Origin of the sequence: Ectopseudomonas toyotomiensis (assembly GCF_900115695.1) — a bacterium.
GTDB lineage: Bacteria > Pseudomonadota > Gammaproteobacteria > Pseudomonadales > Pseudomonadaceae > Aquipseudomonas > Aquipseudomonas toyotomiensis.
The window spans coordinates 136209-159530 of the sequence record NZ_FOXK01000008.1; the positions used below are offsets into that span (position 1 = coordinate 136209).

A 23322-nucleotide genomic window follows, 5' to 3' on the forward strand; every position below is an offset into this window, starting at 1 on the left:
GGCGCCCACTCGCGAAGCGCCTGAAACATTTTGCAAACGCTTAATACATCGTTAAGCCAGCCCCTCACACAATCGCCCCCAGGTTCATCACAGAGGTTCCGAGCATGGAACTACCCTGGGCGCAGCATGATCGTCCCGTTGCCCGTATCGGGCGCGGCGATATTTACGAACTTCACCTGGCCTGCCCTGGCAGCGCACGTCGCGTTGCCCTGGAGCAGTTCATCCGCCAGCGCTTCGAGTTGCAGCACGGCGCACGCATCCGTCACTTCATGCCCTGCCTGTTCGGCCTGGAAAACCAGACCGGCCAGTTGCTCGGAGCGGTGGGCGTGCGCAGCGGTAACAGCGGCCCACTGTTTCTGGAGCGTTACCTGGACGAGCCGATCCAGAGCGCCATCAGTGCACGCCTGGGCAACTACGTGCCGGGCCGTGGCGAGTTGGTGGAAGTCGGCAACCTGGCTGCCGTCAGCCCCGGTGCCGCGCGCCTGCTGATCGTCGCCCTGACCGATCTGCTGGTGGCCCTGGGTTTTCGCTGGGTCACCTTCACCGGTACGCCGCCCCTGCTCAACAGCTTCCAACGCCTGGGGCTGACCCCCATCGCCCTCGGCGAAGCCGATCCGGCGCGCATGGGCGATGAGCTGGCCGACTGGGGCAGTTACTACGACAGCCGCCCACTGCTCATGGCCGGCGACATTCATGGCGGCCACCAGCGCCTGCTGCAGCTGGGCGCCTATCCGCGTCTCGGCCATCAACCGCTGTATGCCCTGGAGGAGATGCCCGATGTGGTCTGCAGCTGAATCCTTCTTCGCCCGCCTGGCCGAGTTCGGCCCGCACATCGCCCTGGCCGAAGGCGAACGAACCCTGACCTATGCCGAACTGCTCGGCGCGATCGCCGTGCGCGGCAGGCACCTGCGCGCCCTAGGCGCCCACCGTGTGGCGCTGGCTCTGGACAACGGCATCGACTGGGTGCTGTGGGACCTGGCGACGCTGCACGCCGGCCTGGTCTGCGTGCCGGTACCGGCGTTCTTCTCCGCCGAGCAGCAGCGCCATGTGCTCGACAGTGCCGGCATCGACAGCCTGATCGGCGCCGGTGCTCCTGGCTTCGCCAGCGTGGAGAACAACATTTATCGCCGCACGGTCGTGCAGCCTGCCGAGCTGCATCCGGGCACCTGCAAGATCACCTTTACCTCCGGCACCACCGGCCAACCCAAGGGCGTGTGCCTGGACCTGGACACGCAACTGGCAGTGGCCCGCAGTTTGGTCGCGGCCAGTGCCAGCCGCAACGTCGAACGCCATCTGTGCATCCTGCCGCTGGCGACCCTGCTGGAGAACATCGCCGGCGTCTACGCACCGCTGCTGGCCGGCGCACGCGTGGAACTGATGCCGATGGCGCAGATCGGCCTGACCGGTGCCAGCGGCTTCGACCTGGCGCGCTTTCTCCAGGCCCTGCACGCCGCCCAACCCCACAGCCTGATCCTGCTGCCACAACTGCTGCTGGCGCTGGTCAGCGCCGCCGAGCGCGGCCTGCCGCTGCCGAGTTCGCTGCGCTTCATCGCCGTCGGTGGCGGGCGGGTCTCCGCACAGTTGCTGGAGCGTGCCGACGCGCTCTATCTGCCGATCTTCGAGGGCTATGGCCTGTCCGAATGCGCCTCGGTGGTGTGCCTGAACACGCCCGAGCAACGCCGTATCGGCAGCACCGGCAAGCCGCTCGGCCATGCGCAGGTACAGTTGGCGGACGACGGCGAAGTGCTGGTCAAGGGCGCCCGCATGCTCGGTTACCTGGGTGAAGCGGCGCCACAGGGCGAATGGCTGAACACTGGCGACCTGGGCCATTTCGAGGACGGTTTCCTGGTCCTGCACGGGCGCAAGAAACATCAGTTCATCACCGCCTTCGGGCGCAACGTCAACCCGGAATGGGTCGAGTCCGAGCTGGTGCAACAGCTGCCCATCGCCCAGGCCTGGCTGCACGGCGAGGCGCTGCCGGCCAACGTCGCGGTGCTGGTGCCGCGCTTCGCCAATACCCCCGACGCGCAGTTGCAGAAAGTCGTGGACGCCGTCAACCACGGCCTGCCGGACTACGCCCGCGTGCACCACTGGCTGCGCGCCGATGCCCCTTTCAATGCGAGCAACGACCTGGCCACGGCCAATGGTCGCCTGCGCCGCGCTGCCCTGTTTTCCCATTACCAAGCCGCCATCGATGAGTTGATGGCAGAAGGAGTACACGCATGAGCTTCTACGAATCCCTGCTGGCCCAGACCCAAGCCGAGCGCGACTACCTGCTCGGCGCACCGATCATCCAGCAGGCCATGACCGGCCAGGTCGCCCTGCACAGCTACATCGCCTTCCTCACCGAGGCCTACCACCACGTCAAGCACACCGTACCGCTGCTGATGGCCTGTGGCGCACGCCTGCCGGAGCGTCTGGAATGGCTACGCGAGGCCATCGCCGAGTACATCGAGGAAGAAACCGGCCACCAGGAGTGGGTGCTCAATGACATCGCCGTCTGTGGTGCCGACAAGGAAGCGGTGCGCAATGGCACCCCGCTCCTGCCCACCGAGCTGATGGTGGCCTATGTCTACGACCGCATCGCCCGACACAACCCGGTGAGTTTCTTCGGCATGGTCAATGTGCTCGAAGGCACCAGCATCGCCCTGGCCACACAAGCCGCCAGCATCATCCAGGACACGCTGCAGTTGTCGAACAAGGCCTTCAGCTACCTCAACTCCCACGGCAGCCTGGATCTGGAGCACATCGAATTCTTCAAGAAGCTGATGAACCAACTGGACACCGACGATGACAAGGCAGCCGTGGTGCACACCGCCAAGGTCGTCTATCGCCTGTATGGCGACATGTTCCGCAGCCTGCCTCTGGCTGGCGAGGAGTAAGGTCATGCAACCGACGGATTGCCGTGCCCTGCTCACCGGCGCCAGTGGCGGCATCGGCCTGGCCCTGGCGCATCGTCTGGCCAGCGAAGGTGCCCATCTGCTGCTGGTCGGGCGGCGCCTGGAACCCCTACAACCGCTGTTGCAACGCTTCCCGCAGAACGTGCAACTGGTGCAGGCCGATATCGCCAGCCGCGCCGGGCGTGATGCACTGCTGGCCGCCGCGCAGAACTTCGGCGGGCTCAATTGCCTGATCAACGCCGCTGGGGTCAATCGTTTCAGCCTGCTCGACCAGCAGGACGAGCAGCAGATCGCCGAGCTGATCGGCCTCAACGTCACCGCAACACTTCAGCTCACCCAACGCCTGCTACCACTGATGCGGGCGCAACGGCGTGCGTTGGTGATCAACGTCGGCTCCACCTTCGGCGCCATCGGCTACCCCGGTTTCGCCGTTTACTGCGCCAGCAAGTTCGCCCTGCGCGGTTTCTCCGAGGCGCTGCGCCGCGAGCTGGCCGACACTAACGTGCGAGCCCTCTACTTCGCGCCGCGCGCCACCCGTACGCCGATGAACGCCCCCAGCGTGGTGGCGATGAACGACGAGCTGGGCGTGGCGATGGACGATCCGGAAAAAGTCGCGGCCGAATTGCTGCAAGCCATCCGCCACGAGCAGGAAGAGCGCTATCTGGGATGGCCGGAACGCCTGTTCGTGCGCCTAAACGGCCTGCTGCCACGCGTGGTCGACCAGGCACTGCGCAAGCAGCTGCCGATCATCCAACGCTTCGCCCGTCATAAACACTGAGGACAATCCCGTGAACGCACTGCGTACCCTGATCATTGCCACGCTCGGTTTCGTCACCCTGCCCGCCTTCGCCCTCAGTGAAGGAGGCGAAGCGCAGTTGCAGCAGTTGCAGACGCGCTGGGCTGAGATCAACTACCAGACGCCGGAGAAGCAGCGCGAAGATGCCTGCGCCAAGCTCGTCAGCCAAGCCGATGCTGCGCTGGCCAGCGAGCCCAAGGCACCGGAGCTGCTGATCTGGCGCGGCATCATCCTCAGCACCCAGGCCGGCGCCAAGGGTGGTCTCGGTGCCCTGGGCCTGGTCAAAGAGGCCAAGGCTAGCCTGGAGCAGGCCTTGGCCATCGACCCGCAAGCCCTGGCCGGCTCGGCCTATACCAGCCTCGGCAGCCTCTACTATCAGGTGCCGGGCTGGCCAATTGGTTTCGGCGATGACAAAGAGGCCGAGAAAATGCTCAAGCAGGCGCTGGCGATAAACCCGGACGGTATCGATCCGAACTACTTCTACGGCGACTTCCTGCAACGGCAGAAGCGCTACGAGGAGTCTCGCGCCGCGCTGGAAAAGGCCCTGGCTGCCGAGGATCGCCCTGGCCGCGAACTGGCCGACCAGGGTCGCCGCGCAGAAGCCACAGCGCTTTTGCAGCAGGTGACAGGTAAACTCCAGTAACCCCCTGCAGGAGTGACCATGCGCATTCTTCTCGTCGAAGACGATCAGGCCCTGGGCGAAGGCATTCGCACCGCGCTGAAACCCGAAGGCTACACCGTGGACTGGCTGCAGGACGGCGCCAGCGCGCTGCATGCGCTGAGCCACGAGAGTTTCGAGCTGGCCATTCTCGACCTCGGCCTGCCGCGCATGGACGGCCTGCAGGTGCTCAAGCACCTGCGCGCCGCTGCCAACCCGGTGCCGGTGCTGGTGCTCACAGCGCGTGACGCCACCAGCGACCGCATCGCAGGGCTCGATGCTGGCGCCGACGATTACCTGGTCAAACCCTTCGATGTCGCCGAGCTCAAGGCACGCCTGCGTGCTCTGCTGCGGCGCAGTTTCCAGCGCCCGCAACCGGCGCTGGAATACCGCGGCATCAGCCTCGACCCGGCGAGCCAGGTGGTCGAATACCAGGGCCAGGTCATCAACCTGCCGCGCAAGGAGTTTCTCCTGCTGCACGAGTTGCTGATCCAGCCCGGTCGTGTGCTGACCCGCGACAAACTGCAACAGGCGCTCTACGGCTGGGATGAGGAAGTGGAAAGCAACGCCCTGGAGGTGCACGTGCATCACCTGCGCAAAAAATTCTTCCCGGAACTGATCCGCACGGTGCGCGGCGTCGGTTATCTGGTGGACAAATGAGGCTGCTGAAAACCTTCGGCTCCATCCGTACCCGCCTGCTCGCCCTGCTACTGCTGCTGGTCGCAGCCAGCTTCGGGCTGATCAGCTACAAGATCTACAACGACTCGGTGCATGAAGTGCGCGAGTTGTTCGACGCCCAGCTGTCGCAGACCGCGCGCCTGCTCATGGGTCTGGTGCGACATGACCTGAGTGAAAGTGAACGCAACGAGATGCAGGCCGTGCTCGACGAGGCGCTGCTGCTGCACAACGCGCGCAATCCGGACAACCTGCTTGGCCACGAATACGAAGGCAAGCTGGCCTTCCAGATGCTCGACGACGATGGTGAGCTGCTGTTCCAGTCCGCCAGTGCCCCTCCCGGCTTGCTCAACGACATGATCGCGCAGCTCGGCCTGGCTCTACCCAATGATGACCAGCCCATGCGCGAGCGCCTGGCGCAACTGGCCCGCTATCTGATCGGTTATCACACGCTGAACATCGGCGAGCATCGCTGGCGCGTGTTCGTGCTGCATGACAGCCGCGACTACCACTGGGTGCTGGCGGGCGAGCGCGATGACGTGCGCGGCGAGCTGATCGGCAAGATCGCCCGACGCAGCTTGCAACCGCTACTGATCGGTCTGCCCATCGTCGGCCTGCTGCTGTGGCTCACCGTTGGGTGGGGTTTGTATCCGCTCAAGCGCATGGCCGATGCCATTCGCGGCCGCGCCCCGGACAACCTGGCACCGCTGGTCTTTCCGACCTTGCCCAACGAACTGGAGCCGATGGCGGCCGCGCTCAACCGCCTGCTGATGCAGGTCAACCAGTTGCTGGAACAGGAAAAGCGCTTTATTGCCGATGCCGCCCACGAGCTGCGCACGCCGCTGGCGGTGCTACGCATTCATGCGCAGAACGCACTGGAAGCACCGGATGCTGGCGACCGTGAAGAGGCGCTGAGGCAATTGGGCAGCGGTGTCGACCGTGCCACCCGCGTAGTCGCGCAACTGCTGACGCTGGCCCGCCTCGATCCCAACGGTGTCCGCCTGAACATGGACCACCTTGACCTGCTGGCCTTCCTGCGTGGCGAGCTGGCCGAACTGACACCACTGGCGCTCAATCGCGGCCAGGAGCTGATTCTCGACGCTCAGGAACCAGGCGACTACCACCTGCCGGCGGATGCCCCCAGCCTGGGTATCCTGCTGCAGAACCTGGTGAGCAACGCCGTACAGTACACCCCGGCGGGCGGCTGCATTCAGGTACAGCTGCAGGCCACCACTCAGGACCTGCTGCTACAGGTCCTCGACAGTGGCCCAGGTGTGCCAGCAGAGTTGCGCGAGCGCTTGTTCGAGCGCTTCTTCCGCGTTGGTGAAGGCCAGGGCGCCGGGCTGGGATTGTCCATCGTGCGCCGCGTCGTTGAATTGCATCAGGGTAGTATCGCCCTTGATGAGTCGCCGCTCGGCGGCCTGCGTGTCACCGTGCGCTTACCCCGGCGTCCCGGCAGCCTTGCTTGAGTGATCGCGATGGCGAGCCTCAACGATCAAATATAGCCATACCCAATCATCAAGATAGAGACAATCCGTTTTATCAATCGAAGCGTTTATCCAATCATGCACACCTGTTCAACAGCCACTACAGGAGTAACTTCGCATGAGCCTGATTAAACGTTTCTTCCAGCAATCCCAACCAAGCCAGCAGCCGACCACCGCGACCGTGCAGGAGCACCCGAACTTCTGGATGTACCAGTGACTCAGCCGCTGGCCCCAACCACCCTCAGTGGCACCTGACGCCCGGCCTTCTGTGCCAGGTAACGGGTGCAACTGACACGCAGGAACGAGGCGAAATTGACCACTTCGCCGCGAAAGTCCATGACCTCGTCATGCAACTTGGCGATCAGCTGGTTGGTGGTCATGCCATCGACTTCAGCGATTTCACGCAGGATGTCCCAGAACTGATTTTCCAGACGCAGCGTGGTAACCACCCCGCGGATTCGCAATGAGCGTGAGCGCGACTCATAGAGAATCGGATCGGCCTTCACATAGAGTTCGCACATCGGCTTATCTCCTCACGAGCGTCGTAGCCCGGATGCAATCCGGGTAGATGATGCGCCAGCGGATTACATCCGGGCTACGTTAGCTACAAGCGGATTTCAGTACCAAGTACCTTGAGAAACGCCGCCAGCCAAGCCGGATGCGCAGGCCAGGCCGGCGCGGTGACCAGCTTGCCCTGCACGTGCGCCTGGTCCACCGGGATTTCCACGTACTTGCCGCCGGCCAATGTCACTTCCGGCGCACAAGCAGGATAGGCGCTGCACTCACGTCCCTCCAGCACCCCGGCTGCCGCCAGCAGCTGGGCACCATGGCAGACGGCAGCGATGGGCTTGTCGGCTTTGGTGAAGGCCTTCACCAGGGCGATGACATCGGCATTCAGGCGCAAGTATTCAGGAGCACGGCCACCGGGAATGACCAGAGCGTCGTAATCTTCGGCACGGACCTTGGCGAAATCGAAGTTGAGCGCAAAGTTGTGCCCCGGCTTTTCGCTGTAGGTCTGGTCGCCCTCGAAGTCGTGAATGGCGGTGCGTACCGTCTGGCCGGTTACCTTGTCCGGGCAGACCGCATGCACGGTGTGACCGACCATCTGCAGCGCCTGGAACGGCACCATGGTTTCGTAGTCCTCGGCGTAATCGCCGACCAGCATGAGAATCTTCTTGGCAGCCATGATCGTCTCCTGAAGGTAGGTGGAACGAACGCCATTATTCGCCCCTATTTCCTCCGACAGGTAACAGCCGAGTACTACTCCCCACTGCGCCCGATCAAATACCGAACGTATCCAGCACCTCGCTGATCAAGCGCTGCGGATGGGTAACGAAAAAGGCCGGCATCGCTGCCGGCCTTTCAGTGTTCGCATCTGCTTTAGAGCGTGTACTTCTGTAGATGCGCCATCATTTCCTTGAGCGCCTCGACGTTGTCAGCCGGGTGCGCAGCGCCTTCAAAATCGCAGATGCGTTGCCACTGCGCCGCAACATCCTCGGGGCTGAAGCCGGCCTTGGGGTCGAAACCGGCACCCAGGCTGCGCTCCCAACGCACCTTGCCAACCCAACCACCGCCGACTTCGAACAGGCCACCGGTGTCCTGGCAAGCAGCGCTACCGAGATAAACCACCAACGGGCTGACCAGCTCGGGCTTTAGTTGCTCGAACACCTGCGGCGGAATCAGCCCTTCGGTCATGCGCGTGGCACCGGTCGGTGCGATGGCGTTGACTAAGATGTTGTTCTTGCGCCCTTCGATGGCCAGTGTACGCGTCAGCCCGTACAGGCCGAGCTTGGCCATGCCGTAGTTGCTCTGGCCGAAGTTGCCGTAGATGCCGGAGGTCGACGAGGTGAAGATGACACGGCCGAAGTTCTGCTCGCGCAAGTGAGGCCAGGCCGCGTGAGTGGTCTTGTAGGCGCCTTCGACATGAACCCTGTAGACCAGGTCCCAGTCGGCATCTTCCATCTTGTGGAAGCTCTTGTCGCGCAGAATGCCGGCGTTGTTGACCAGCACATCGATACGGCCGAAATGATCCAGCGCCGTCTGCACGATCTTGTCGCCATCGGTGACCGAGTCATGGTTGGCCACCGCAGTACCGCCGAAGGCGCGAATCTCTTCCACCACCTTGTCGGCCGCCGAAGCGTTGGCCCCTTCACCATGGGTGCTACCGCCAAGATCGTTGACCACCACCTTGGCACCTTGACGGGCAAACAGCAGTGCATGGGCGCGGCCCAGGCCACCGCCGGCACCGGTGACTATGACCACTTGATCTTCGAAACGGATGGCATCGCTCATCGACAGCTCCCTCGGGCAGGTTGTGAATGCACCGAGTGTCAGGCAGCCCCGCGCGCTTCACAAGGCGCGCGGGGCTGCTGAATGACGGCCGATAATGCGACCTTATACGGCTCAGTTACCGGTGCCGGAACTCGAGCCGGAACCACTGCCGCCGGTACCGCTGCCATCACCCGAACCACCCCGGTCACCACCGGGATTGCCATCGGTGTTGGGGCCCTGCACCGGTGGGATGCCGTCGCCGTCATCAGCCGGATTCATCGGCGCATCCCCTGGAGCAGAGGGCATGGTAGGACCAGGGGAGCTGGTGCCATCAGACTCGGTTTCAGCAAAGGCAGGCAGCGCCATCGCGCCCAGAATCCCGCTCAGCAGCAATGCAGATAATTTCTTGTTCATGTTATTCATGAGTAACCTCGACTTTCCTGTGAGTGACACAGTTACTGAGTCGCTCACGGCGCCGGAGGTTCGACAAAAATTATCGCAACGCTGACCCGCTCATCCTCGCGTGCGCTCAGGCAATACGAATCAGGCTGAGGTGGTTGTACAGGTGCAACACGTGCGCCTCGGCGTATTCGCCATGGTCCAGCGCGCCATAGGCGAAGTGCGGCTGTAGCGCACCCTGGTAATCGGCAAAACGCTCAAACGCCACCTGCAGTCGCTGCAAGGCCAAGGTCTGATCGGCTGGTTCGCTCAGCGCAGCGGCACCGGGAATTGCCTCATCCAGCGGATGACGCATGGCTCCGCGGGCGCTGAACACGGCGAACGCGGCTGGCCCGAGGCTATGGCGAAACCAGGCCGGTTTCAGCTCGGGATAACCGTCGATGGAATAATCGATGCTCTGAGCGCAGTGATTGAACACTTCGCTCGGGCTCCAGCCGCGAATGCTCTGCAGCATCTTGCCTTGCAGATCCGCCAGCACCTGGCGTGCGCCCTCCAGACTGACAACCGCCGGCCGTGGCCCGGCAGGCAAGGCCCAGTAGCCGGCGCCCAGTGCGGCGGCTCCGCCGAGCGCAGCGCCTTTGAGCAGGGTACGTCTACGCATGCGGACCCCTTGCATCGCGAAACTGCAGGTAATGATCGAGCACCGCAGCCGGCGCCTCCAACTGTGGATAGTGGCCAATGCCGTCGAGCAGAACGATGTCGGCGTCTGCGATCAACTCCCGGTAACGGGCCACCATATGCGCACCGGAGATGGGATCGAAGGCGCCATCGATCACCCGCATCGGCAGCGTCGTGGCCTGCATCGCCGTGACCCAGCGCTGCCGTTGCTGGCGCCGCTCGGGCATGTAGCGAATCAGACGATGCATCACCGCCGGGCCGTTGTTGTACGCCACCAGATGCCAAAGGGCATCCAGTTCGGCTTCGCTGGCCTGGGTGTGCGGGCCGAAGATGCGGGCGAAACTCTGTGCCAGCTTGCGTCGTGAGAACAACCGCCCGATCAGCGGGCCAAGCGGCCCGAGCAGCAACTTCTGCACGCGCACCGGATGATGGGTTTCGGGGAACAGACCGCCGTTGAGGAACACGCAGCTCGCCAACTGCAGTTGCCCCTCCTGACGCCGCGCGATCAGCTCCTGGGCAACGCTGTCACCATAGTCGTGAGCCAGCACATGCACCGGGCGCCGTTCGCCGAGATGGGCCAGCAGTGCCTGCTGCAGATCGGCCTGTTCCAGCAGGCTATAGGCATGCCCACGCGGCTTGGCCGAGTAACCGAAACCCAGCATGTCGCAGGCGATCAGCCGGTAACGCTCGGCCAGCGGCGCCCACAGACGATGCCAGTCCCAACTGGCGCTGGGAAAGCCGTGAATCAGCAGCAGCGGCTGGGCTTGCGTGTCTCCAGCGGTCCAGTAACGAATCGTGTGACCACGAAAGTCCAACGCCTGGCTTTGCGCGCGCCATTCGTCCAGGGCGATACCTGGCAGCTCGCTCACTGGTCGTAACCTGGCATCTGCTGGTCCAGCTTGCGCAGCAGCGCTGGCCAAGGCAGCGCGCCGCCCATGCCCTGCGGCGTTTTCATCACGCCAGCGATCATTGCCCGCGCGCCGTCGAGAATCTGCTGCGGAATGTGGATCAGCTCAGCACCGCCGCTCTGCGCCATGACCTGGATCTCGCAGGCACGCTGCAGGATGAACATGCCGAGGAAGGCGTCGGCGATGCCGCCGAAAGCCGTGAGCAGCCCATGGTTGGGCAGGATCATGAAGTTCTTGTCACCCAGGTCCGCCTGCAGCCGCGCTTTCTCGTCGTGATTCAGCGCCACGCCTTCATAGCCGTGGTAGGCCAGGCTGGCGAGGACGAACAGCGATTGCTGCGACAGGGGCAGCAAGCCCTGCTTCTGCGCCGACACGGCGATGCCCGCCGGGGTGTGAATGTGCAGCACGCAGCCGACATCGTGGCGCACCTCGTGCACGGCGCTGTGAATGGTGTAACCGGCCGGATTGATATCGAACGGGCTGTCCATCAGCTTGTTGCCAGCCAGGTCGACCTTGACCAGGCTCGACGCCGTGATTTCGTGGAACATCAGGCCATAGGGGTTGATCAGGAAATCTTCCGTACCCGGCACCTTGGCAGAGATATGGGTGAAGATCAGATCATCCCAGCCATAGAGGGCGATCAGCCGGTAGCAGGCGGCGAGGTCGACGCGTGCACGCCATTCGGCCTCGGAAACCAGATTCTTCACGGCAGGGAGTTTCAGCGGAGCATTCACGGCGGTCACCTCGATATTCTTGTTGGTCGGTGGTGTCCGCAGTCTAGCCAGGCGCGTCGCTGGCGGTAGTTGCCCTGGCAGCCATCTTGATGGCTTTGCGGGTCACGGCGCTGGCGCGCCGCGGTGCGATAGGCAGGTATTCGCCGCTTTTATCGCCGCTCAAACCAGCTCGGGGTAATCGCGCGCCAGCAGCGGCCACTGCGCCTGAGCCTCGGCATCATCGGCCAGCAGGCGAAAGCCCTCGAACTGGAACTCTGGCGCCACAGTGCAACCGACCAGCGTATAGGCGCCCGTCGAGCGCGCCGCCTGCCAGGCATTGGCCGCTACCGCGTGCTGCGGCATCTGCCCCTCACTGGCCGGCCCGAGCAACTCGCAGCGCACCGCGTGGGGGGTATCGGCTACCAATAACTGCAGAGGGTCGCCCTCGTGGAAGTGCCACAGCTCGTCGGCGTCGACCCGATGCCAGCGGCTGACCGCACCACCCGGCAGCAGGAACAGAATGGCGCTGGAAGCCGCCCGGCCCTGAGCATTGCGCTGCGCCGAAACGAACAGACGACGGTAGTAACCGCCCTCGGGATGCGCGGCAAGCCCGAGGCTGTCGATCAACTGGCGAGCGCGCGGGTGCATGTCAGGCCTTCAGCGCCGCCACGAAGGCTTGCAGCCAGGGGTCTGCATCGGTTTCAGGCGTGACGGTTTCACTGGAGTCCAGGCGCAGCATTTCCACCACTTCGCGCAGGCCGAGCTCGGCATACAGCTCACGCATCAGTTCACCGCCGCCACAGAAGGTGTCATAGCTGGAGTCGCCCAGCGCCAACACTGCAGCCGGTTTGCCGCTCCAGGCCGGCAAGCGGTCTCTGATTTCGCTGTACAGCGGCAGCAGGTTGTCCGGCAGCTCCCCCATGCCAGTGGTGGAGGTGACGGTAAGGAAGGCGTCCGGCGCGAAGGCCAGCAGCTCCTCAAGGCTCACGTTTGCTTTGTGCCAGGCGTCCAGCCCGGCGGCCTTGAGCTGGCGCTCGGCGTGGCGAGCGACTTCCTCGGCCGTACCGTAGACCGAGCCCGAGAGAATGGCGACTTTCATGACAACTCCGGAAACAGGAAAAACGCCGCGCATTATGCCGCAAGTGGACAGCCCGACCCGATGTTTTAGAATGCAGCCCATATCCATCGCGGAACCGGACTCATGATCAATGCCAAACTGCTGCAACTGGTAGTCGACGCCTCCAACGATGGGATCGTGGTGGCCGAGCAGGAGGGCGAAGACAATATTCTGATCTACGCCAACGCGGCATTCGAGCGCCTGACCGGCTACCCCTGCGATGACATCCTCTATCAGGATTGCCGTTTCCTGCAGGGCACTGACCGTGCACAGCTTGGTCTGCAGGCCATTCGCGAAGCGGTCAAGGCGAACAAGCCCTGCCGACAGATCATTCGTAACTACCGCAAGGATGGCAGCGCGTTCTGGAACGAGCTATCGATCACTCCGGTGCTGAACGAAAGCGACCAGTTGACCTACTACATCGGTATCCAGAAGGATGTTACCGAACAGGTTGAAGCCAAGCAGCGGGTGCGTGAGCTGGAGGCAGAGGTCGCCGAGCTGAAGGCCGAGCTGGCGCGCCTGAAAAGCTGACGAACGGATAAAACTATCCTTCGCCAGCGCAGTCAAATGGGTTTGACCCCGTGCAGTATCATCCCATGCAAAGCGATCCGCTGCTGACTCAGGACGAACTGGATTTCATCCAGAAGATCCTCTTCAAACCTCCGCCAAAGCGGCGCCCTAACGCAGCGCCGCCACTGGCTCTGGGCGAACGGCTCAGTGAGCTGCTGGCTCGCCTGGGCAACGAAGAACAGCTAAGCCTGGACACGCATACCGACAATCAGCATCTGAGCTTCCCCCTGCACCTGATCCAGGACGACCACAGTCAGTCACGCCTGGAGCTGGGCGCCCCGCTGATCTTCGAACAAGGAGTAAGCGAACGCCCATGGCGTCTTGTTCTGCCCACGGCATTGACGCTGCTGGACGGCAGCGACCAGCCCAGTGGCCTGAAGGCGCTGGAGCTGTCGAACAATGGAATTCTGGTGGAATACAGCAGAACAGGCACGCCGGCCAAGGATCAGTTGCTGCAACTGCTTTTGCCCCAGGAGCGCCGCGTTCAACTGCGCGCGCGGCTAGCGAGGCGCGTTAGCCAGAAGCGTTACGCTTACAGCCTGCAGACGCTACATACGGAAGATGAGCAGACCCTGCGTCAGTACCTGTTCGAACAGCACAGCGAACAACAGTCGCAGAGCACAGCAATCAGCTGAAGCTCAGTAGCCTGGACCACCTCAGGTATCGAGATGGCCAGCCAGAAACTGCTGCATGCGACGCTGCATCAGGCGTCCTTCGTTACCCAGGCAGGCGATGGGTGAACCGGCCAGACTTTCCTCCGCCAGATCGGCACTGTCACCGGCCAGCAGCAGCGGACACTCCAGACCCAGCGCCAGACGCGCCAGTTGCCGCGGGAACTCCTCGCCTGGCGGCTGGTTGCTGAAGACCACCAGTGCCTGGGGTTGCATGCGCTCACAGACCAGGGCCAGATCGGTCATGGGTACGCCTGGCCCCATCACCGACACGTCGACGTCCTGATTGCCCAGCAGCAACGCTGCAACCAGCAACTCCAGTTCCCGGCAGTGGCCAGGTAGCGCCACCAGCAGCACGCGTTCACGCGAATCATCACGCCCCAATTGCAGACGCTGCCAGCAGCGCCCACGCAGGAAGCCGTCGAGCATCAGCCACTCGCCACGCAGGCCGACTTCGTCCTGACGCAGCAGCAGTTCCTGCCACACCGGCATGAAAATATCCTGGAACACCACTGGCAGCGGATAGCAGGAGAAGATCTGCCCATACAAGCGCTCCAGACGAGGCTCATCGAAGTTCTGCAGCGCGCTACGCACCTGGCCCTGCCACTGGCTCCAGTCGTCACTGCTGACTTCGTTATAGGCCGGCGTGGCGACGCTGCGACTGCTGGCGCTCTTGGCCAGGATCGAGCCGACCTTGCTGACTGCGACGCCACGTTCGATCCAGGCGAGGATGCTGCGCACCGCATCGATATCGGCCTGCGAGTAGAGACGATGGCCGCTGTCGGTACGTGTCGGTTGAATCAGGCCGTAACGCCGCTCCCAGGCACGCAGGGTGACCGGATTGACGCCGGTAAGGCGAGAAACCTCGCGGATGGGGAACAGCTCTTCCTGCTTCAAAGCGCTGGACGCAAGCGATGTGACAGAGGCGAGTTCGGGCATGGCTTCGGCATCATGGCAACGAATGTAGAGGGATTGTAACCCAGCTTGGCCAGGCTTACATTGTGCAAGAATTATACAAGGCAGCCACATGCACAATCCCGCCTGGCCGTTGACCCTCTATTTCGACGGCGACTGTCCGCTCTGCGCCCGTGAAATCCGTCTACTCAGCCAGCACGCATCGCCCCAGCGGCTGCTGCTCGTGGATATTTCTGCCGCGGACTTCGATCCACTGCCATTGGGGCTGTCTCTGACTGCGATGCAGAATCGCCTGCACGCTCGCTGGGCCGACGGTACCTGGTTGCTGGGCCTTGATGCCAGCCTCTGGAGCTGGGAAGCCGCGGGCCTGGGAACCTGGGTGGCGCCCTTGCGCTGGCGACCGCTGCGCCCACTGCTGGAATGTGGCTACCGACTGTTCTGCCGCCTGCGCCCTCATCTGGCGCGGCTACCGCACCCTGACGGTGCGGCGCGCTGCCGAAAGGGCCACATCTGCTCGACTCAACGCCCGCCATCAGCTGACGCTGGCTAATTTTCGCAAAACGGGAATAATCCTTGCTGCATTGTTTGTCGAGCACATCACCCCGTGCTCGACCACGCCCAACGCCATACCCCGGCTGACGGCAACACCCGAGGAGATACACAATGTCCCCCGTTACCCTGATGGTGGCGCGCCGCGTCGCCAATGGCCGTTATCACGATTTCATCGCCTGGCTGCGTGAAGGCGAACATCTGGCCACCGACTTCCCTGGCTACCTCGGCTCCGGCGTACTGGCACCGCCTGCCGGCGATGATGAGTTCCAGATCGTTTTCCGTTTCAGCGACGAACAGACCATGGCTTCCTGGGAGCACTCGGCCTCGCGCCAGGCCTGGCTGCAGCGGGGTGCGGGCCTTTTTGCCCAACCGCAGGAGAAGCGTGCAGTCGGCCTTGACGCCTGGTTCGGCAGTGCCCATCGACAGCCTCCGCGCTGGAAGCAGAGCGTGGCGATCTGGCTGGCGTTCTTTCCGGTGTCCCTAGCCTTCAACTTGCTGTTCGGCCCCTGGCTCGCCGACCTTTCGCTGGTCACCCGCGTGCTGCTGTCGACGCTGGCCTTGACGCCACTGATGACCTACTGGTTCATCCCGCTTTCCACTCGCCTGCTGGAACCCTGGCTACAAGGTAACTACCCGCAGCGCCTGAGCAGGCAAGCTGCCAGCATCGGCAAGCCCTGAAAGCATCCACTTCCACCAATCGGCCAGCCTCGTGCTGGCCGATTTCGTTGTAAAGCAGCCAATATCTGTACAAAAACACTAACTCGTACAGGTAAAGTACAAAATACCCTTCTCAACCACCTCAGTAAAAATCCTTAAAACTCAGCAAAATAGACAAATCCACTCAGGCTGATAGCAAAACCACATGCCGCACATGGTTGTACAACCTGCGACTCTGGTATAGCTTTATCCACGGCCTGGTGAGTAGCGCCTGCCACTGGTCAGGTATCCCGAGGCGGTACGAGCCAGGCCTTCATCCCTTTCTCACGAGTCGCACATGAGCGCTGCCAGCTTCCCCATCCTGATCACCGGCGCCGGCCAGAGGGTCGGCCTCTACTGCGCCGAACGCCTGCTCGACGAAGGCCAGCCGGTGATCATCAGTTACCGCCAGAACCGCGACGATATTTCGCGGTTGCGTGAGCGCGGCGCCATCGCTCTGCAGGCGGATTTCAGTGATGAGAGCGGCATCATGGCGTTCATCGAACAGGTCAAGTTGCAGTGCAACGGCCTGCGCGCGATCGTGCACAACGCCTCGCAGTGGCTGGCCGAAACACCCGGCGAAGAAGCCGATGTCTTTCGCCAGCTGTTCAACGTGCACATGCTTGCGCCCTACCTGATCAACCTGCATTGCAGCGAGTTGTTGCTGCAGTCGGAACACGCCGACATCGTGCACGTGAGTGACGACGTGGTCCGCAAGGGCAGCGCCAATCGCCCCGCCTACTGCGCCAGCAAGGCAGGCCTGGAAAGCCTGACGCTGTCGTTCGCCGCGCGTTTTGCCCCACGCATCAAGGTCAACACCATCGCGCCAGCACTGCTGATGTTCAACGATGGTGATGACGACGCCTACCGCATCAAGACCTTGGCCAAATCGGCGCTGGGCATAGAACCCGGCCCGCAGGCCTTCTACCAGACCTTGCGCTATCTGCTGGACAACTCCTACGTAACCGGAACGACCCTTACCCTCAACGGCGGCCGCCACCTCAAGTGAAGCGACTGCTCAGGACACTGCCATGAGCCAACCTCTTTCCCAGCAATACCGCGAGATCCTCGTAGGCCTCGGTGAAAACCCAGAGCGCGAGGGCCTGCTCGACACCCCCAAACGCGCGGCCAAGGCCATGCAGTATCTGTGTCATGGCTACCAGCAGTCGCTGGACGAGATCGTCAACGGTGCGCTGTTCGAATCCGACAATGATGAGATGGTGATCGTCAAGGACATCGAGCTGTACTCGCTGTGCGAACACCACCTGCTGCCCTTCATCGGCAAGGCGCATGTCGCCTACATCCCCACCGGCAAGGTGCTCGGGCTGTCCAAGGTGGCGCGCATCGTCGACATGTACGCGCGGCGCCTGCAGATCCAGGAGAACCTCACCAAGCAAATCGCCGATGCGATCCAGCGCGTGACCAACGCCGCCGGCGTGGCGGTGGTGATCGAGGCCAAGCACATGTGCATGATGATGCGTGGCGTGGAGAAGCAGAATTCGGTGATGAGCAGCTCGGTGATGCTTGGCGCCTTCCGCCAGTCCTGCAACACTCGCCACGAATTCCTGCAATTGATCGGACGGAACAACTAATGCCGCGACTGGAACCTGGAATGGCGCGCATCCGCGTCAAGGACCTGCGCCTGCGCACCTACATCGGCATCAAGGAAGAAGAGATCAACAACAAGCAGGACGTGTTGATCAACCTGACCATCCTCTACCCCGCCGTCGATGCGGTAGAGGTCAACGATATCGAGCATGCGCTGAACTACCGCACCATCACCAAGGCGATCATCGCCCATGTCGAAGGCAATCGCTTCGCCCTGCTCGAACGCCTGACCCAGGAAATCCTCGACCTGGTGATGACCCATCAGGCCGTGCGTTATGCCGAAGTGGAAGTGGACAAACCGCACGCCCTGCGTTTCGCCGAGTCGGTATCCATCACCCTCGCCGGTCATCGCTGACAGCGGCTTGTCGCTCTCCGGCAAGGCTCTTATCATCGCCGCCATCTATCCCCGGAGAGCCCACCATGACCGAGCAAGAACGCCTCGAACTGGAAGCTGCAGCCTTCCGCGCACTGGTGCAGCACCTGCGCAGCCGTCCTGACGTGCAGAACATCGAGTTGATGAACCTGGCCGGTTTCTGCCGCAACTGCCTGTCCAAATGGTACAAGGCCGCTGCCGACGACCTCGGTGTCGAGGTCAGCGCCGACCAGGCTCGCGAGACCGTGTACGGCATGCCCTATGCCGACTGGAAAGCCAAATATCAGAAAGAAGCCTCGGCCGAGCAGAAAGCCGCATTTGCCAAAGGAAAGCCTGAATGACCGCTCTGAATACCCTGCGCAGCCGTCTGCAGCAGGATGACTACGCCTTCAGTGAAACCCTGGCCTTCGTTGCAGCGCACTACGACTATCAGCCCAGCGCTTTCCGTAACGGTGACCTGGAGAACGCGGCCGGACAGAACGAAGGCTCCTGCAAGACTCTGGGCCTGGCCCTGTTGGAAGGCTTGAGCAAGGACGAAGCGCTGCGTGCCTTCGGCGAGCACTACCGCAGCGTGCTGGCCACGCCGCAAGGCAGCGACCACGGCAACATCCGCGCGCTGATGGTGCATGGCCTGGACGGCGTGAAGTTCGAACAGCAACCGCTGAAGCCGAAAGCCTGAATCTATAGCGCAAAAACCTGCACAACTGTCAGCAAAAGCTGACAGACATCACATCGCTGTCGCTTTATGCTGCGCACCACAACAAACATGGAACACGAGGGAACGTGTTCTGCGCCCAGTGGCCGCCCTTCCCTCCTGTTTCGCGCTCGGCATGGAGTCGACCGATGCAGCAAACCCTGGTATGGAAACCCTGGTGCACCCCCGGCGTGGAAACCTTGCGTCTGAGTCAGGATGCCAATGGCATCCAAGCCACCAGCCACCTCATGCAGGCCATCAAGGGCAACAGTATCGTTGCCAACTACATGATCGATTGCGATCCGCGCTGGCGCTTTCGCCGCCTCTGGCTCAAGGTCGATAACCACGGCCAGCGCAACCTCTGTCTACAGCGCGATCTGCGCGGCAACTGGCTGCTCAACGGCGAACCACGCCCTGATCTACAGCAATGCCAACATGTCATGCTCTCGGCCTCGCCATTCACCCACACCCCAGCCCTGCAACGCAGTGCGCTGGAGACCGGGCAGAGTGATGAGATGCAGGTCGCCTATATCGACATGCTCAGCTTCAAGGTGGAACCACGTCAGCAGCGCTACCAATGCTTGCGCCGCCGCCCCGGTGAAAGCCTCTACCGCAGCCAGGCCGAAGGTCATGCTCAGGAAGAACTGAGCGTCGACGACCAAGCGCTGCTGCTCAAGGCTGACCAACAGTACCTGCGCTTGAGCCAGCGCGATCTGAAGGTCAGCGCGCTGGTATAGCGGCCTTGCAACGGTCTACCTGGGCAAGGTGCGCCATACGCACCTTGCCAGCTTCGCGCCACTCAGATAGGCAGTTGCCCGAACGCCCAGCGCAGCAGGAAGAACACCAGCAATCCACCGCCGATGGTCGCCAGCAAGTGCCGCGTCAAAGCGGCAATGGCAATGGCGGCCAGGCCCGCCAGCAGGTAGGCGTTGTTCCAGTTCAGCGCCCAGCTCTGCCCATCCGGTATGAGCATACCCGGCACGACAATGGCCGTCAGTACCGCAGTCGGCACGTAATGCAGCCCCTGCCTGATCAATGGCGGAAAACGCAGATCAGGGAACGCGAACAGGCTGTAGCGGGTGATGAAGGTGATCGCCAGCATGCCCAGAATCAGCAACCAGATATCCATCAGATCGACTCCTCCTGCAACGCCGGATTACGCCGCTCCAACCACACGCCGACGACGATGCCACTGGCCGCCGCAGCCATCAGCCCAAGCTTGTAGGGCAAGGCATGGCACAGCAGCGCCACGGCACCAGCAACCAGGGCGGCCGCCACTTGCGGCTGATTGCGCAACATGGGCACGACGATGCCGATGAACGTCGCCAGCATGGCGAAATCCAGCCCCCACTCACCGATGTTCGGCACCGCCTGACCGAACAGCACGCCGACCAGCGTGCACAGCTGCCAGTTGCAGTACATGGCCAGGGCCGCGCCGAGAAAGTACCAATGGCGGTAGGCGCCCTTGTCACCACGCGCGTAGCGCTGCACCACCACCGCATAGGCCTCATCGGTGAGCCAGAAGGCCAACGGCACGCGCCAGCGCTTGGGCAGATGACGCACGTATGGCTGCAGGCTGGCGCTATACAGTGCATGGCGCAGGTTGACCACGAAAGTGGTCAGCAACACCACGGCAATACCGGCGCCGCCGGTCAACAGACTGATGGCGATGAACTGCGCCGAACCAGCGAATACCAGCAAGGACATACCCTGCGTCTGCCAGGGATCGAGCCCGGCAGCGCCTGCCAGGCTGCCGAAGATGATGCCGAAGGGAATGGCGCCGAGCAGCATCGGCAGCATATCGCGGGCGCCCTGGGTGAATTCGTGATGACGGGACATGGAACCTCCTTGGGCCGACCAGCTTAACCAAGCAGCCCCAGACAGGTCTTGAACGTTCTTGCTCAGAATCCCACAACCAGCTCCTCAGGCATTGTCGGCTCAACACCTCGTTCCATCACCACCCCTTCGAGCCCCAGCAAGTCGCCGAGATCCGAGTAGATGCCCCGGCCACGCTCGCTGACCCATTTCTCGCTGCCGTCGGCGCACAACAGGCGATAGTCGAAGGCGAACGGGCGCGACTCGCGCAGGGCTTGCTGAACCCCGTGCCAGACCCGCTCCCGATCGTCTGGATGGATCAGACCATTGAACGTCAGGCAATGGCTATCGACGAGACGCTGAGCCGGGTAACCGGTCAGCTCCAGACAGCCTGCGCTGACGTACTCCATGCTCCAGCTACGGTTGTTGCGGCAGCGATAGACCATCAGGGGCAGGCCATCGAGCAGGTTGCTCAGGCTGCGGTGGCGCGCCTGCAACTGCTGATGCTCGGGCATCTGTGCACTGATGTCCGCCAGACTGGCGACGAAGCCGTCCCTATGCCGCACCAGACGCACCTCGACCCAGCGCAGCTCTGCCCGGCGATGGAGATAACGCAGGTTGCCGACCCAGAACCCAGCGCCCTCGGCCAGGCTGCGCAGCGCCTGCTGCCAGACGGGACGATCCTCGATATGGAGAAACTCGCGATGGTCGACGTGAAGACAATCACGCAACCGATGACCGCTAAGTTGCTCCCAGCCGCGGTTGGCCTGACGCATCTCCCCGGCGTCATCCAGATGGATAAGCGCGATCGGCAGCACGTCGAAATCCACCGACCTGCGGTCGCCACTCAATGCATCGAGTAACCGTCTCCACCAGCTCATCGACGCGCTCCATTGCTCTCGGACAAACCACCTCGATGCGCCCAGGCCGCCAACTCCAGGCGCGAACGCAGGTTGAGCTTGCTCAACAGATGCTTGACGTAGACTTTCACCGTACCGTCGCTGATACCCAGCTGGCGTGCGATCAGCTTGTTGCTGAAGCCCTCGGCGATCAGAGCCAGAGTCTGCCGCTCGCGTTCGGTGAGCCCCACGTGCTCGCTGCCAAGGCCCCTGTCCCGCTCGCGCAGATTGCTGGCGAGCAGCAGCGAAAGCGCCGGGGCGAGCCGTGCCTGGCCATGGGCACAGGCACTTACCGCCGCCAGCAGTGCCTCCGGCTCGCTGTCCTTGAGCAGATAGCCATCGGCGCCTGCGCGCAACGCTGCCAGCACATCCTCGCGCGCCGCAGAGGCGGTCAGCACCACCACGTTCACCTCCGGCAGGTCACGCTTGAACCACTCCAGCGTAGCCATCCCATCGATGCCCGGCATGTGCAGATCCAGTATCACCACATCGGGGCTCAACTCACGCGCCAGATCGATGCCTGCAGCCCCGCTGGAGACGCTACCGACAACGCGGAACTCACCGCTGGACTCGAACAACTCTGCCAGGCCACGGCGCAACAAGGGATGGTCATCGATCAGCAGGAGATTGAACAGCGCAGTCATGGCCGGCTCCAGCGCAGGTGCACCCGCGTGCCGCCGCCGTCCACAGGCGCGATTAACAGTTCTGCGTCGATGGCAGCGGCGCGTTCGCGCATGATGCTCAGGCCGAAGTGACCGCAGTCGGGCAGGTCGGACGGCAGACCGATGCCGTCGTCGCGCACTTCGACCTCAAAACCGTTGCCGGTCGGCCAGAGACGGATATGCACCTGCCGTGCGTGAGAGTGGCGCACCACGTTGGCCAGGGCCTCACGCACGATCTGCAGCACCTGCAGTTCGCTATCCCCGGGCAGATCGTTGCCGGGCAACCTGTTGTCCAGGCTGAACACGCAACTGCTGCTGCGGGCGAACTCGGCCACCGAAGCCTCCAAAGCCTGGCGCAGGGTGCGGCCGTCCATGGTCAGGCGCGCGCTGCTGATCAGCTCGCGGACTTGGCGATGCAGACCACGCAGGGTGTCGCGCAGATCCTCCAGCATCACGTCGGCCTGCCGGGCATCGCCAAGAACGCTCTGCAGCCGCGCAGCGCGAATCTGCAGATAGCCGAGCTGCTGGGCCACCGAGTCGTGCAGCTCGCGGGCCAGCATGCCGCGCTCGGCGCTCAGCTCACGGCGACGCAAGCGGCGATCTTCGGCGAACGCTTGCAGCACCTCACCCAGTCGCCGGGCGATATCGCGCAGCTGGTTGCGCTGCCAGGCGCCGGGGCAACTGGCAAAACTCATCAGCAACAGCGCGCTACGCCCTTCTTCATGCTGCAGCCCGCAAAGCGCTTGAAAATGCCCACGCTCCAGGCAAACACGACAGAGTTGCACCACCCCCGCAGCAGGTAGCTGCGCTACATGCCCGACGCATCCCGCATCGCCCGAGGCCTCACCCACTCTGCGCCAGCCCGGCCCCGTGCCTGCCGGCAGCAGCAAACAGGCCTGCTTGGCTTCCAGCGCCTGTGCCAGCAGCGGCAGCAAGTCCAGCAAAGGTGCCTCGCCACCCTGTTGCAACAGACGCAGCGGCAGCTCCAGCAAGGCCTGCCGATAGGACGGCGGCGCAGCCTGACGGGACTGTCGCTGGACCAGCAGGGTGCGCAGCAGCAACTGAATCATCCGGCCTCCGGGACGGCTAACTGCTGCTTGCTTCAGCAAGTTCCATGCCTCGCCGGCTCACCACCGGAGCGCACTGATAAGAAATAAATTTTCCTCAAGAGAAATAATTTCAGAAACCCTCGCGCACCAGCATGTGGCCTGAGCGCCCTGCGACGGTGCAAACCGCGGTTCACCCTTACCCCGAAGGAGGTATCA

General features: G+C 62.9%; 32 protein-coding genes. 17 read left to right on the top strand and 15 right to left on the bottom strand.

Annotation, left to right across the window (positions count from 1 at the left end; genetic code table 11):
* The first annotated feature begins 104 nt into the window (after nucleotides 1-104).
* Genes BM186_RS17395 through BM186_RS17425 form a run of 7 tightly spaced genes read left to right on the top strand, consistent with a single transcriptional unit; the run spans nucleotide 105 to nucleotide 6498 of the window.
* On the top strand, nucleotides 105-794 hold the full coding sequence (locus tag BM186_RS17395; RefSeq protein ID WP_074916946.1) for a thermostable hemolysin: 690 nt from the start codon (nucleotides 105-107) through the stop codon (nucleotides 792-794).
* On the top strand, nucleotides 778-2226 hold the full coding sequence (locus tag BM186_RS17400; RefSeq protein WP_074916948.1) for an AMP-binding protein: 1449 nt from the start codon (nucleotides 778-780) through the stop codon (nucleotides 2224-2226). Before BM186_RS17395 ends, BM186_RS17400 begins: the two co-directional genes overlap by 17 nt.
* Nucleotides 2223-2882 (top strand): iron-containing redox enzyme family protein, encoded by a 660-nt coding sequence (locus tag BM186_RS17405; protein WP_074916950.1) that lies wholly within the window; start codon nucleotides 2223-2225, stop codon nucleotides 2880-2882. Before BM186_RS17400 ends, BM186_RS17405 begins: the two co-directional genes overlap by 4 nt.
* 4 nt (nucleotides 2883-2886) lie before the next feature.
* Nucleotides 2887-3678, top strand: coding sequence for an SDR family oxidoreductase (locus BM186_RS17410; protein ID WP_074916952.1), 792 nt, complete (start codon nucleotides 2887-2889; stop codon nucleotides 3676-3678).
* A gap of 10 nt (nucleotides 3679-3688) precedes the next feature.
* Nucleotides 3689-4339 carry a tetratricopeptide repeat protein gene (locus BM186_RS17415; protein ID WP_074916954.1) on the top strand — a complete coding sequence of 217 codons (651 nt, stop codon included), beginning with the start codon at nucleotides 3689-3691 and terminating at the stop codon, nucleotides 4337-4339.
* 18 nt (nucleotides 4340-4357) lie between these two features.
* The gene (locus BM186_RS17420) at nucleotides 4358-5014 is read left to right on the top strand and encodes a response regulator transcription factor (RefSeq protein WP_021490245.1); all 657 of its coding nucleotides are present in this window, start codon (nucleotides 4358-4360) and stop codon (nucleotides 5012-5014) included.
* Nucleotides 5011-6498: an ATP-binding protein gene (locus tag BM186_RS17425; protein WP_074916956.1), complete on the top strand. Its 1488-nt coding sequence runs from the start codon at nucleotides 5011-5013 to the stop codon at nucleotides 6496-6498. The genes BM186_RS17420 and BM186_RS17425 overlap by 4 nt, the downstream gene beginning before the upstream one ends.
* 236 nt (nucleotides 6499-6734) lie before the next feature.
* Here the strand turns inward: BM186_RS17425 and BM186_RS17430 are convergent, their stop codons facing one another.
* The 9 genes from BM186_RS17430 to BM186_RS17470 form a co-directional block, all read right to left on the bottom strand.
* Nucleotides 6735-7037 carry a ribbon-helix-helix domain-containing protein gene (locus tag BM186_RS17430; RefSeq protein ID WP_017675012.1) on the bottom strand — a complete coding sequence of 101 codons (303 nt, stop codon included), beginning with the start codon at nucleotides 7035-7037 and terminating at the stop codon, nucleotides 6735-6737.
* An 83-nt stretch (nucleotides 7038-7120) separates the two neighbouring features.
* A complete protein-coding gene (locus BM186_RS17435) occupies nucleotides 7121-7702 on the bottom strand; it encodes a DJ-1/PfpI family protein (RefSeq protein WP_021490248.1) in 582 nt (193 codons plus the stop codon).
* 194 nt (nucleotides 7703-7896) lie between these two features.
* Complete coding sequence (locus BM186_RS17440; RefSeq protein ID WP_074916957.1) at nucleotides 7897-8808, bottom strand: SDR family oxidoreductase; 912 nt, start codon at nucleotides 8806-8808, stop codon at nucleotides 7897-7899.
* A 111-nt stretch (nucleotides 8809-8919) separates the two neighbouring features.
* Entirely contained in the window at nucleotides 8920-9210 is a 291-nt protein-coding gene (locus BM186_RS17445) for a hypothetical protein (protein ID WP_074916959.1), read from the bottom strand.
* 106 nt (nucleotides 9211-9316) lie between these two features.
* Nucleotides 9317-9847 carry a DUF1569 domain-containing protein gene (locus tag BM186_RS17450; protein ID WP_074916961.1) on the bottom strand — a complete coding sequence of 177 codons (531 nt, stop codon included), beginning with the start codon at nucleotides 9845-9847 and terminating at the stop codon, nucleotides 9317-9319.
* A complete protein-coding gene (locus BM186_RS17455) occupies nucleotides 9840-10733 on the bottom strand; it encodes an alpha/beta fold hydrolase (RefSeq protein WP_074916963.1) in 894 nt (297 codons plus the stop codon). The genes BM186_RS17450 and BM186_RS17455 overlap by 8 nt, the downstream gene beginning before the upstream one ends.
* Complete coding sequence (locus tag BM186_RS17460) at nucleotides 10730-11506, bottom strand: class II aldolase/adducin family protein (RefSeq protein ID WP_122983571.1); 777 nt, start codon at nucleotides 11504-11506, stop codon at nucleotides 10730-10732. The genes BM186_RS17455 and BM186_RS17460 overlap by 4 nt, the downstream gene beginning before the upstream one ends.
* Nucleotides 11507-11665: 159 nt before the next feature.
* A complete protein-coding gene (locus tag BM186_RS17465; protein ID WP_074916965.1) occupies nucleotides 11666-12133 on the bottom strand; it encodes a cupin domain-containing protein in 468 nt (155 codons plus the stop codon).
* Nucleotide 12134: 1 nt separating this feature from the next.
* The gene (locus tag BM186_RS17470) at nucleotides 12135-12584 is read right to left on the bottom strand and encodes a flavodoxin (RefSeq protein WP_074916967.1); all 450 of its coding nucleotides are present in this window, start codon (nucleotides 12582-12584) and stop codon (nucleotides 12135-12137) included.
* Between the two features lie 102 nt (nucleotides 12585-12686).
* Between BM186_RS17470 and BM186_RS17475 the strand changes: the two genes are divergently transcribed.
* Nucleotides 12687-13133 (top strand): PAS sensor domain-containing protein, encoded by a 447-nt coding sequence (locus tag BM186_RS17475; RefSeq protein WP_003462439.1) that lies wholly within the window; start codon nucleotides 12687-12689, stop codon nucleotides 13131-13133.
* A 65-nt stretch (nucleotides 13134-13198) separates the two neighbouring features.
* Nucleotides 13199-13807 carry a hypothetical protein gene (locus BM186_RS17480; protein ID WP_074916970.1) on the top strand — a complete coding sequence of 203 codons (609 nt, stop codon included), beginning with the start codon at nucleotides 13199-13201 and terminating at the stop codon, nucleotides 13805-13807.
* Nucleotides 13808-13828: 21 nt separating this feature from the next.
* Here BM186_RS17480 and BM186_RS17485 read toward each other — a convergent pair whose 3' ends face one another.
* Nucleotides 13829-14782, bottom strand: coding sequence for a MerR family transcriptional regulator (locus BM186_RS17485; RefSeq protein ID WP_021490254.1), 954 nt, complete (start codon nucleotides 14780-14782; stop codon nucleotides 13829-13831).
* Between the two features lie 88 nt (nucleotides 14783-14870).
* Here BM186_RS17485 and BM186_RS17490 point away from each other — a divergent pair, with 88 nt between their 5' ends.
* The 8 genes from BM186_RS17490 to BM186_RS17525 all read left to right on the top strand — a co-directional run bounded on the left by BM186_RS17490 (nucleotide 14871) and on the right by BM186_RS17525 (nucleotide 19418).
* The gene (locus tag BM186_RS17490) at nucleotides 14871-15308 is read left to right on the top strand and encodes a thiol-disulfide oxidoreductase DCC family protein (protein WP_074916972.1); all 438 of its coding nucleotides are present in this window, start codon (nucleotides 14871-14873) and stop codon (nucleotides 15306-15308) included.
* Nucleotides 15309-15421: 113 nt separating this feature from the next.
* Nucleotides 15422-15988 carry an antibiotic biosynthesis monooxygenase gene (locus BM186_RS17495; RefSeq protein ID WP_074916974.1) on the top strand — a complete coding sequence of 189 codons (567 nt, stop codon included), beginning with the start codon at nucleotides 15422-15424 and terminating at the stop codon, nucleotides 15986-15988.
* A gap of 316 nt (nucleotides 15989-16304) precedes the next feature.
* A complete protein-coding gene (folM, locus tag BM186_RS17500) occupies nucleotides 16305-17015 on the top strand; it encodes a dihydromonapterin reductase (RefSeq protein ID WP_074916976.1) in 711 nt (236 codons plus the stop codon).
* A gap of 22 nt (nucleotides 17016-17037) precedes the next feature.
* A complete protein-coding gene (folE, locus tag BM186_RS17505) occupies nucleotides 17038-17598 on the top strand; it encodes a GTP cyclohydrolase I FolE (RefSeq protein ID WP_074916978.1) in 561 nt (186 codons plus the stop codon).
* Nucleotides 17598-17969, top strand: coding sequence for a dihydroneopterin triphosphate 2'-epimerase (folX, locus tag BM186_RS17510; protein ID WP_003462464.1), 372 nt, complete (start codon nucleotides 17598-17600; stop codon nucleotides 17967-17969). The genes folE and folX overlap by 1 nt, the downstream gene beginning before the upstream one ends.
* 65 nt (nucleotides 17970-18034) lie before the next feature.
* On the top strand, nucleotides 18035-18328 hold the full coding sequence (locus BM186_RS17515; RefSeq protein WP_072425813.1) for a DUF1244 domain-containing protein: 294 nt from the start codon (nucleotides 18035-18037) through the stop codon (nucleotides 18326-18328).
* Nucleotides 18325-18666 carry a HopJ type III effector protein gene (locus tag BM186_RS17520; protein WP_072425814.1) on the top strand — a complete coding sequence of 114 codons (342 nt, stop codon included), beginning with the start codon at nucleotides 18325-18327 and terminating at the stop codon, nucleotides 18664-18666. The genes BM186_RS17515 and BM186_RS17520 overlap by 4 nt, the downstream gene beginning before the upstream one ends.
* Nucleotides 18667-18830: 164 nt before the next feature.
* The gene (locus tag BM186_RS17525; protein WP_074916980.1) at nucleotides 18831-19418 is read left to right on the top strand and encodes a putative glycolipid-binding domain-containing protein; all 588 of its coding nucleotides are present in this window, start codon (nucleotides 18831-18833) and stop codon (nucleotides 19416-19418) included.
* Nucleotides 19419-19480: 62 nt separating this feature from the next.
* Here BM186_RS17525 and BM186_RS17530 read toward each other — a convergent pair whose 3' ends face one another.
* The 5 genes from BM186_RS17530 to BM186_RS17550 all read right to left on the bottom strand — a co-directional run bounded on the left by BM186_RS17530 (nucleotide 19481) and on the right by BM186_RS17550 (nucleotide 23127).
* Nucleotides 19481-19810, bottom strand: a complete 330-nt coding sequence (locus tag BM186_RS17530; protein WP_074916982.1) for an AzlD domain-containing protein — start codon at nucleotides 19808-19810, stop codon at nucleotides 19481-19483.
* Entirely contained in the window at nucleotides 19810-20520 is a 711-nt protein-coding gene (locus BM186_RS17535) for an AzlC family ABC transporter permease (protein WP_072425816.1), read from the bottom strand. Before BM186_RS17535 ends, BM186_RS17530 begins: the two co-directional genes overlap by 1 nt.
* A gap of 62 nt (nucleotides 20521-20582) precedes the next feature.
* Nucleotides 20583-21377: a PAS domain-containing protein gene (locus BM186_RS17540; RefSeq protein WP_079783098.1), complete on the bottom strand. Its 795-nt coding sequence runs from the start codon at nucleotides 21375-21377 to the stop codon at nucleotides 20583-20585.
* Entirely contained in the window at nucleotides 21374-22039 is a 666-nt protein-coding gene (locus BM186_RS17545; protein ID WP_074916984.1) for a response regulator, read from the bottom strand. The genes BM186_RS17540 and BM186_RS17545 overlap by 4 nt, the downstream gene beginning before the upstream one ends.
* Nucleotides 22036-23127 carry a sensor histidine kinase gene (locus tag BM186_RS17550; RefSeq protein WP_074916986.1) on the bottom strand — a complete coding sequence of 364 codons (1092 nt, stop codon included), beginning with the start codon at nucleotides 23125-23127 and terminating at the stop codon, nucleotides 22036-22038. The genes BM186_RS17545 and BM186_RS17550 overlap by 4 nt, the downstream gene beginning before the upstream one ends.
* Nucleotides 23128-23322: the final 195 nt, after the last annotated feature.

Excerpts from the sequence above, each read along its gene's own strand:
- BM186_RS17395 (WP_074916946.1), top strand. The coding sequence starts at position 105 with ATGGAACTACCCTGGGCGCAGCATGATCGTCCCGTTGCCCGTATCGGG.
- BM186_RS17400 (WP_074916948.1), top strand. The coding sequence starts at position 778 with ATGTGGTCTGCAGCTGAATCCTTCTTCGCCCGCCTGGCCGAGTTCGGC.
- BM186_RS17405 (WP_074916950.1), top strand. The coding sequence starts at position 2,223 with ATGAGCTTCTACGAATCCCTGCTGGCCCAGACCCAAGCCGAGCGCGAC.
- BM186_RS17410 (WP_074916952.1), top strand. The coding sequence starts at position 2,887 with ATGCAACCGACGGATTGCCGTGCCCTGCTCACCGGCGCCAGTGGCGGC.
- BM186_RS17420 (WP_021490245.1), top strand. The coding sequence starts at position 4,358 with ATGCGCATTCTTCTCGTCGAAGACGATCAGGCCCTGGGCGAAGGCATT.
- BM186_RS17425 (WP_074916956.1), top strand. The coding sequence starts at position 5,011 with ATGAGGCTGCTGAAAACCTTCGGCTCCATCCGTACCCGCCTGCTCGCC.
- BM186_RS17430 (WP_017675012.1), bottom strand. The coding sequence starts at position 7,037 with ATGTGCGAACTCTATGTGAAGGCCGATCCGATTCTCTATGAGTCGCGC.
- BM186_RS17435 (WP_021490248.1), bottom strand. The coding sequence starts at position 7,702 with ATGGCTGCCAAGAAGATTCTCATGCTGGTCGGCGATTACGCCGAGGAC.
- BM186_RS17440 (WP_074916957.1), bottom strand. The coding sequence starts at position 8,808 with ATGAGCGATGCCATCCGTTTCGAAGATCAAGTGGTCATAGTCACCGGT.
- BM186_RS17445 (WP_074916959.1), bottom strand. The coding sequence starts at position 9,210 with ATGAATAACATGAACAAGAAATTATCTGCATTGCTGCTGAGCGGGATT.
- BM186_RS17450 (WP_074916961.1), bottom strand. The coding sequence starts at position 9,847 with ATGCGTAGACGTACCCTGCTCAAAGGCGCTGCGCTCGGCGGAGCCGCC.
- BM186_RS17465 (WP_074916965.1), bottom strand. The coding sequence starts at position 12,133 with ATGCACCCGCGCGCTCGCCAGTTGATCGACAGCCTCGGGCTTGCCGCG.
- BM186_RS17470 (WP_074916967.1), bottom strand. The coding sequence starts at position 12,584 with ATGAAAGTCGCCATTCTCTCGGGCTCGGTCTACGGTACGGCCGAGGAA.
- BM186_RS17475 (WP_003462439.1), top strand. The coding sequence starts at position 12,687 with ATGATCAATGCCAAACTGCTGCAACTGGTAGTCGACGCCTCCAACGAT.
- BM186_RS17480 (WP_074916970.1), top strand. The coding sequence starts at position 13,199 with ATGCAAAGCGATCCGCTGCTGACTCAGGACGAACTGGATTTCATCCAG.
- BM186_RS17485 (WP_021490254.1), bottom strand. The coding sequence starts at position 14,782 with ATGCCCGAACTCGCCTCTGTCACATCGCTTGCGTCCAGCGCTTTGAAG.
- BM186_RS17490 (WP_074916972.1), top strand. The coding sequence starts at position 14,871 with ATGCACAATCCCGCCTGGCCGTTGACCCTCTATTTCGACGGCGACTGT.
- BM186_RS17495 (WP_074916974.1), top strand. The coding sequence starts at position 15,422 with ATGTCCCCCGTTACCCTGATGGTGGCGCGCCGCGTCGCCAATGGCCGT.
- folM (WP_074916976.1), top strand. The coding sequence starts at position 16,305 with ATGAGCGCTGCCAGCTTCCCCATCCTGATCACCGGCGCCGGCCAGAGG.
- folE (WP_074916978.1), top strand. The coding sequence starts at position 17,038 with ATGAGCCAACCTCTTTCCCAGCAATACCGCGAGATCCTCGTAGGCCTC.
- folX (WP_003462464.1), top strand. The coding sequence starts at position 17,598 with ATGCCGCGACTGGAACCTGGAATGGCGCGCATCCGCGTCAAGGACCTG.
- BM186_RS17515 (WP_072425813.1), top strand. The coding sequence starts at position 18,035 with ATGACCGAGCAAGAACGCCTCGAACTGGAAGCTGCAGCCTTCCGCGCA.
- BM186_RS17520 (WP_072425814.1), top strand. The coding sequence starts at position 18,325 with ATGACCGCTCTGAATACCCTGCGCAGCCGTCTGCAGCAGGATGACTAC.
- BM186_RS17525 (WP_074916980.1), top strand. The coding sequence starts at position 18,831 with ATGCAGCAAACCCTGGTATGGAAACCCTGGTGCACCCCCGGCGTGGAA.
- BM186_RS17530 (WP_074916982.1), bottom strand. The coding sequence starts at position 19,810 with ATGGATATCTGGTTGCTGATTCTGGGCATGCTGGCGATCACCTTCATC.
- BM186_RS17535 (WP_072425816.1), bottom strand. The coding sequence starts at position 20,520 with ATGTCCCGTCATCACGAATTCACCCAGGGCGCCCGCGATATGCTGCCG.
- BM186_RS17540 (WP_079783098.1), bottom strand. The coding sequence starts at position 21,377 with ATGAGCTGGTGGAGACGGTTACTCGATGCATTGAGTGGCGACCGCAGG.
- BM186_RS17545 (WP_074916984.1), bottom strand. The coding sequence starts at position 22,039 with ATGACTGCGCTGTTCAATCTCCTGCTGATCGATGACCATCCCTTGTTG.
- BM186_RS17550 (WP_074916986.1), bottom strand. The coding sequence starts at position 23,127 with ATGATTCAGTTGCTGCTGCGCACCCTGCTGGTCCAGCGACAGTCCCGT.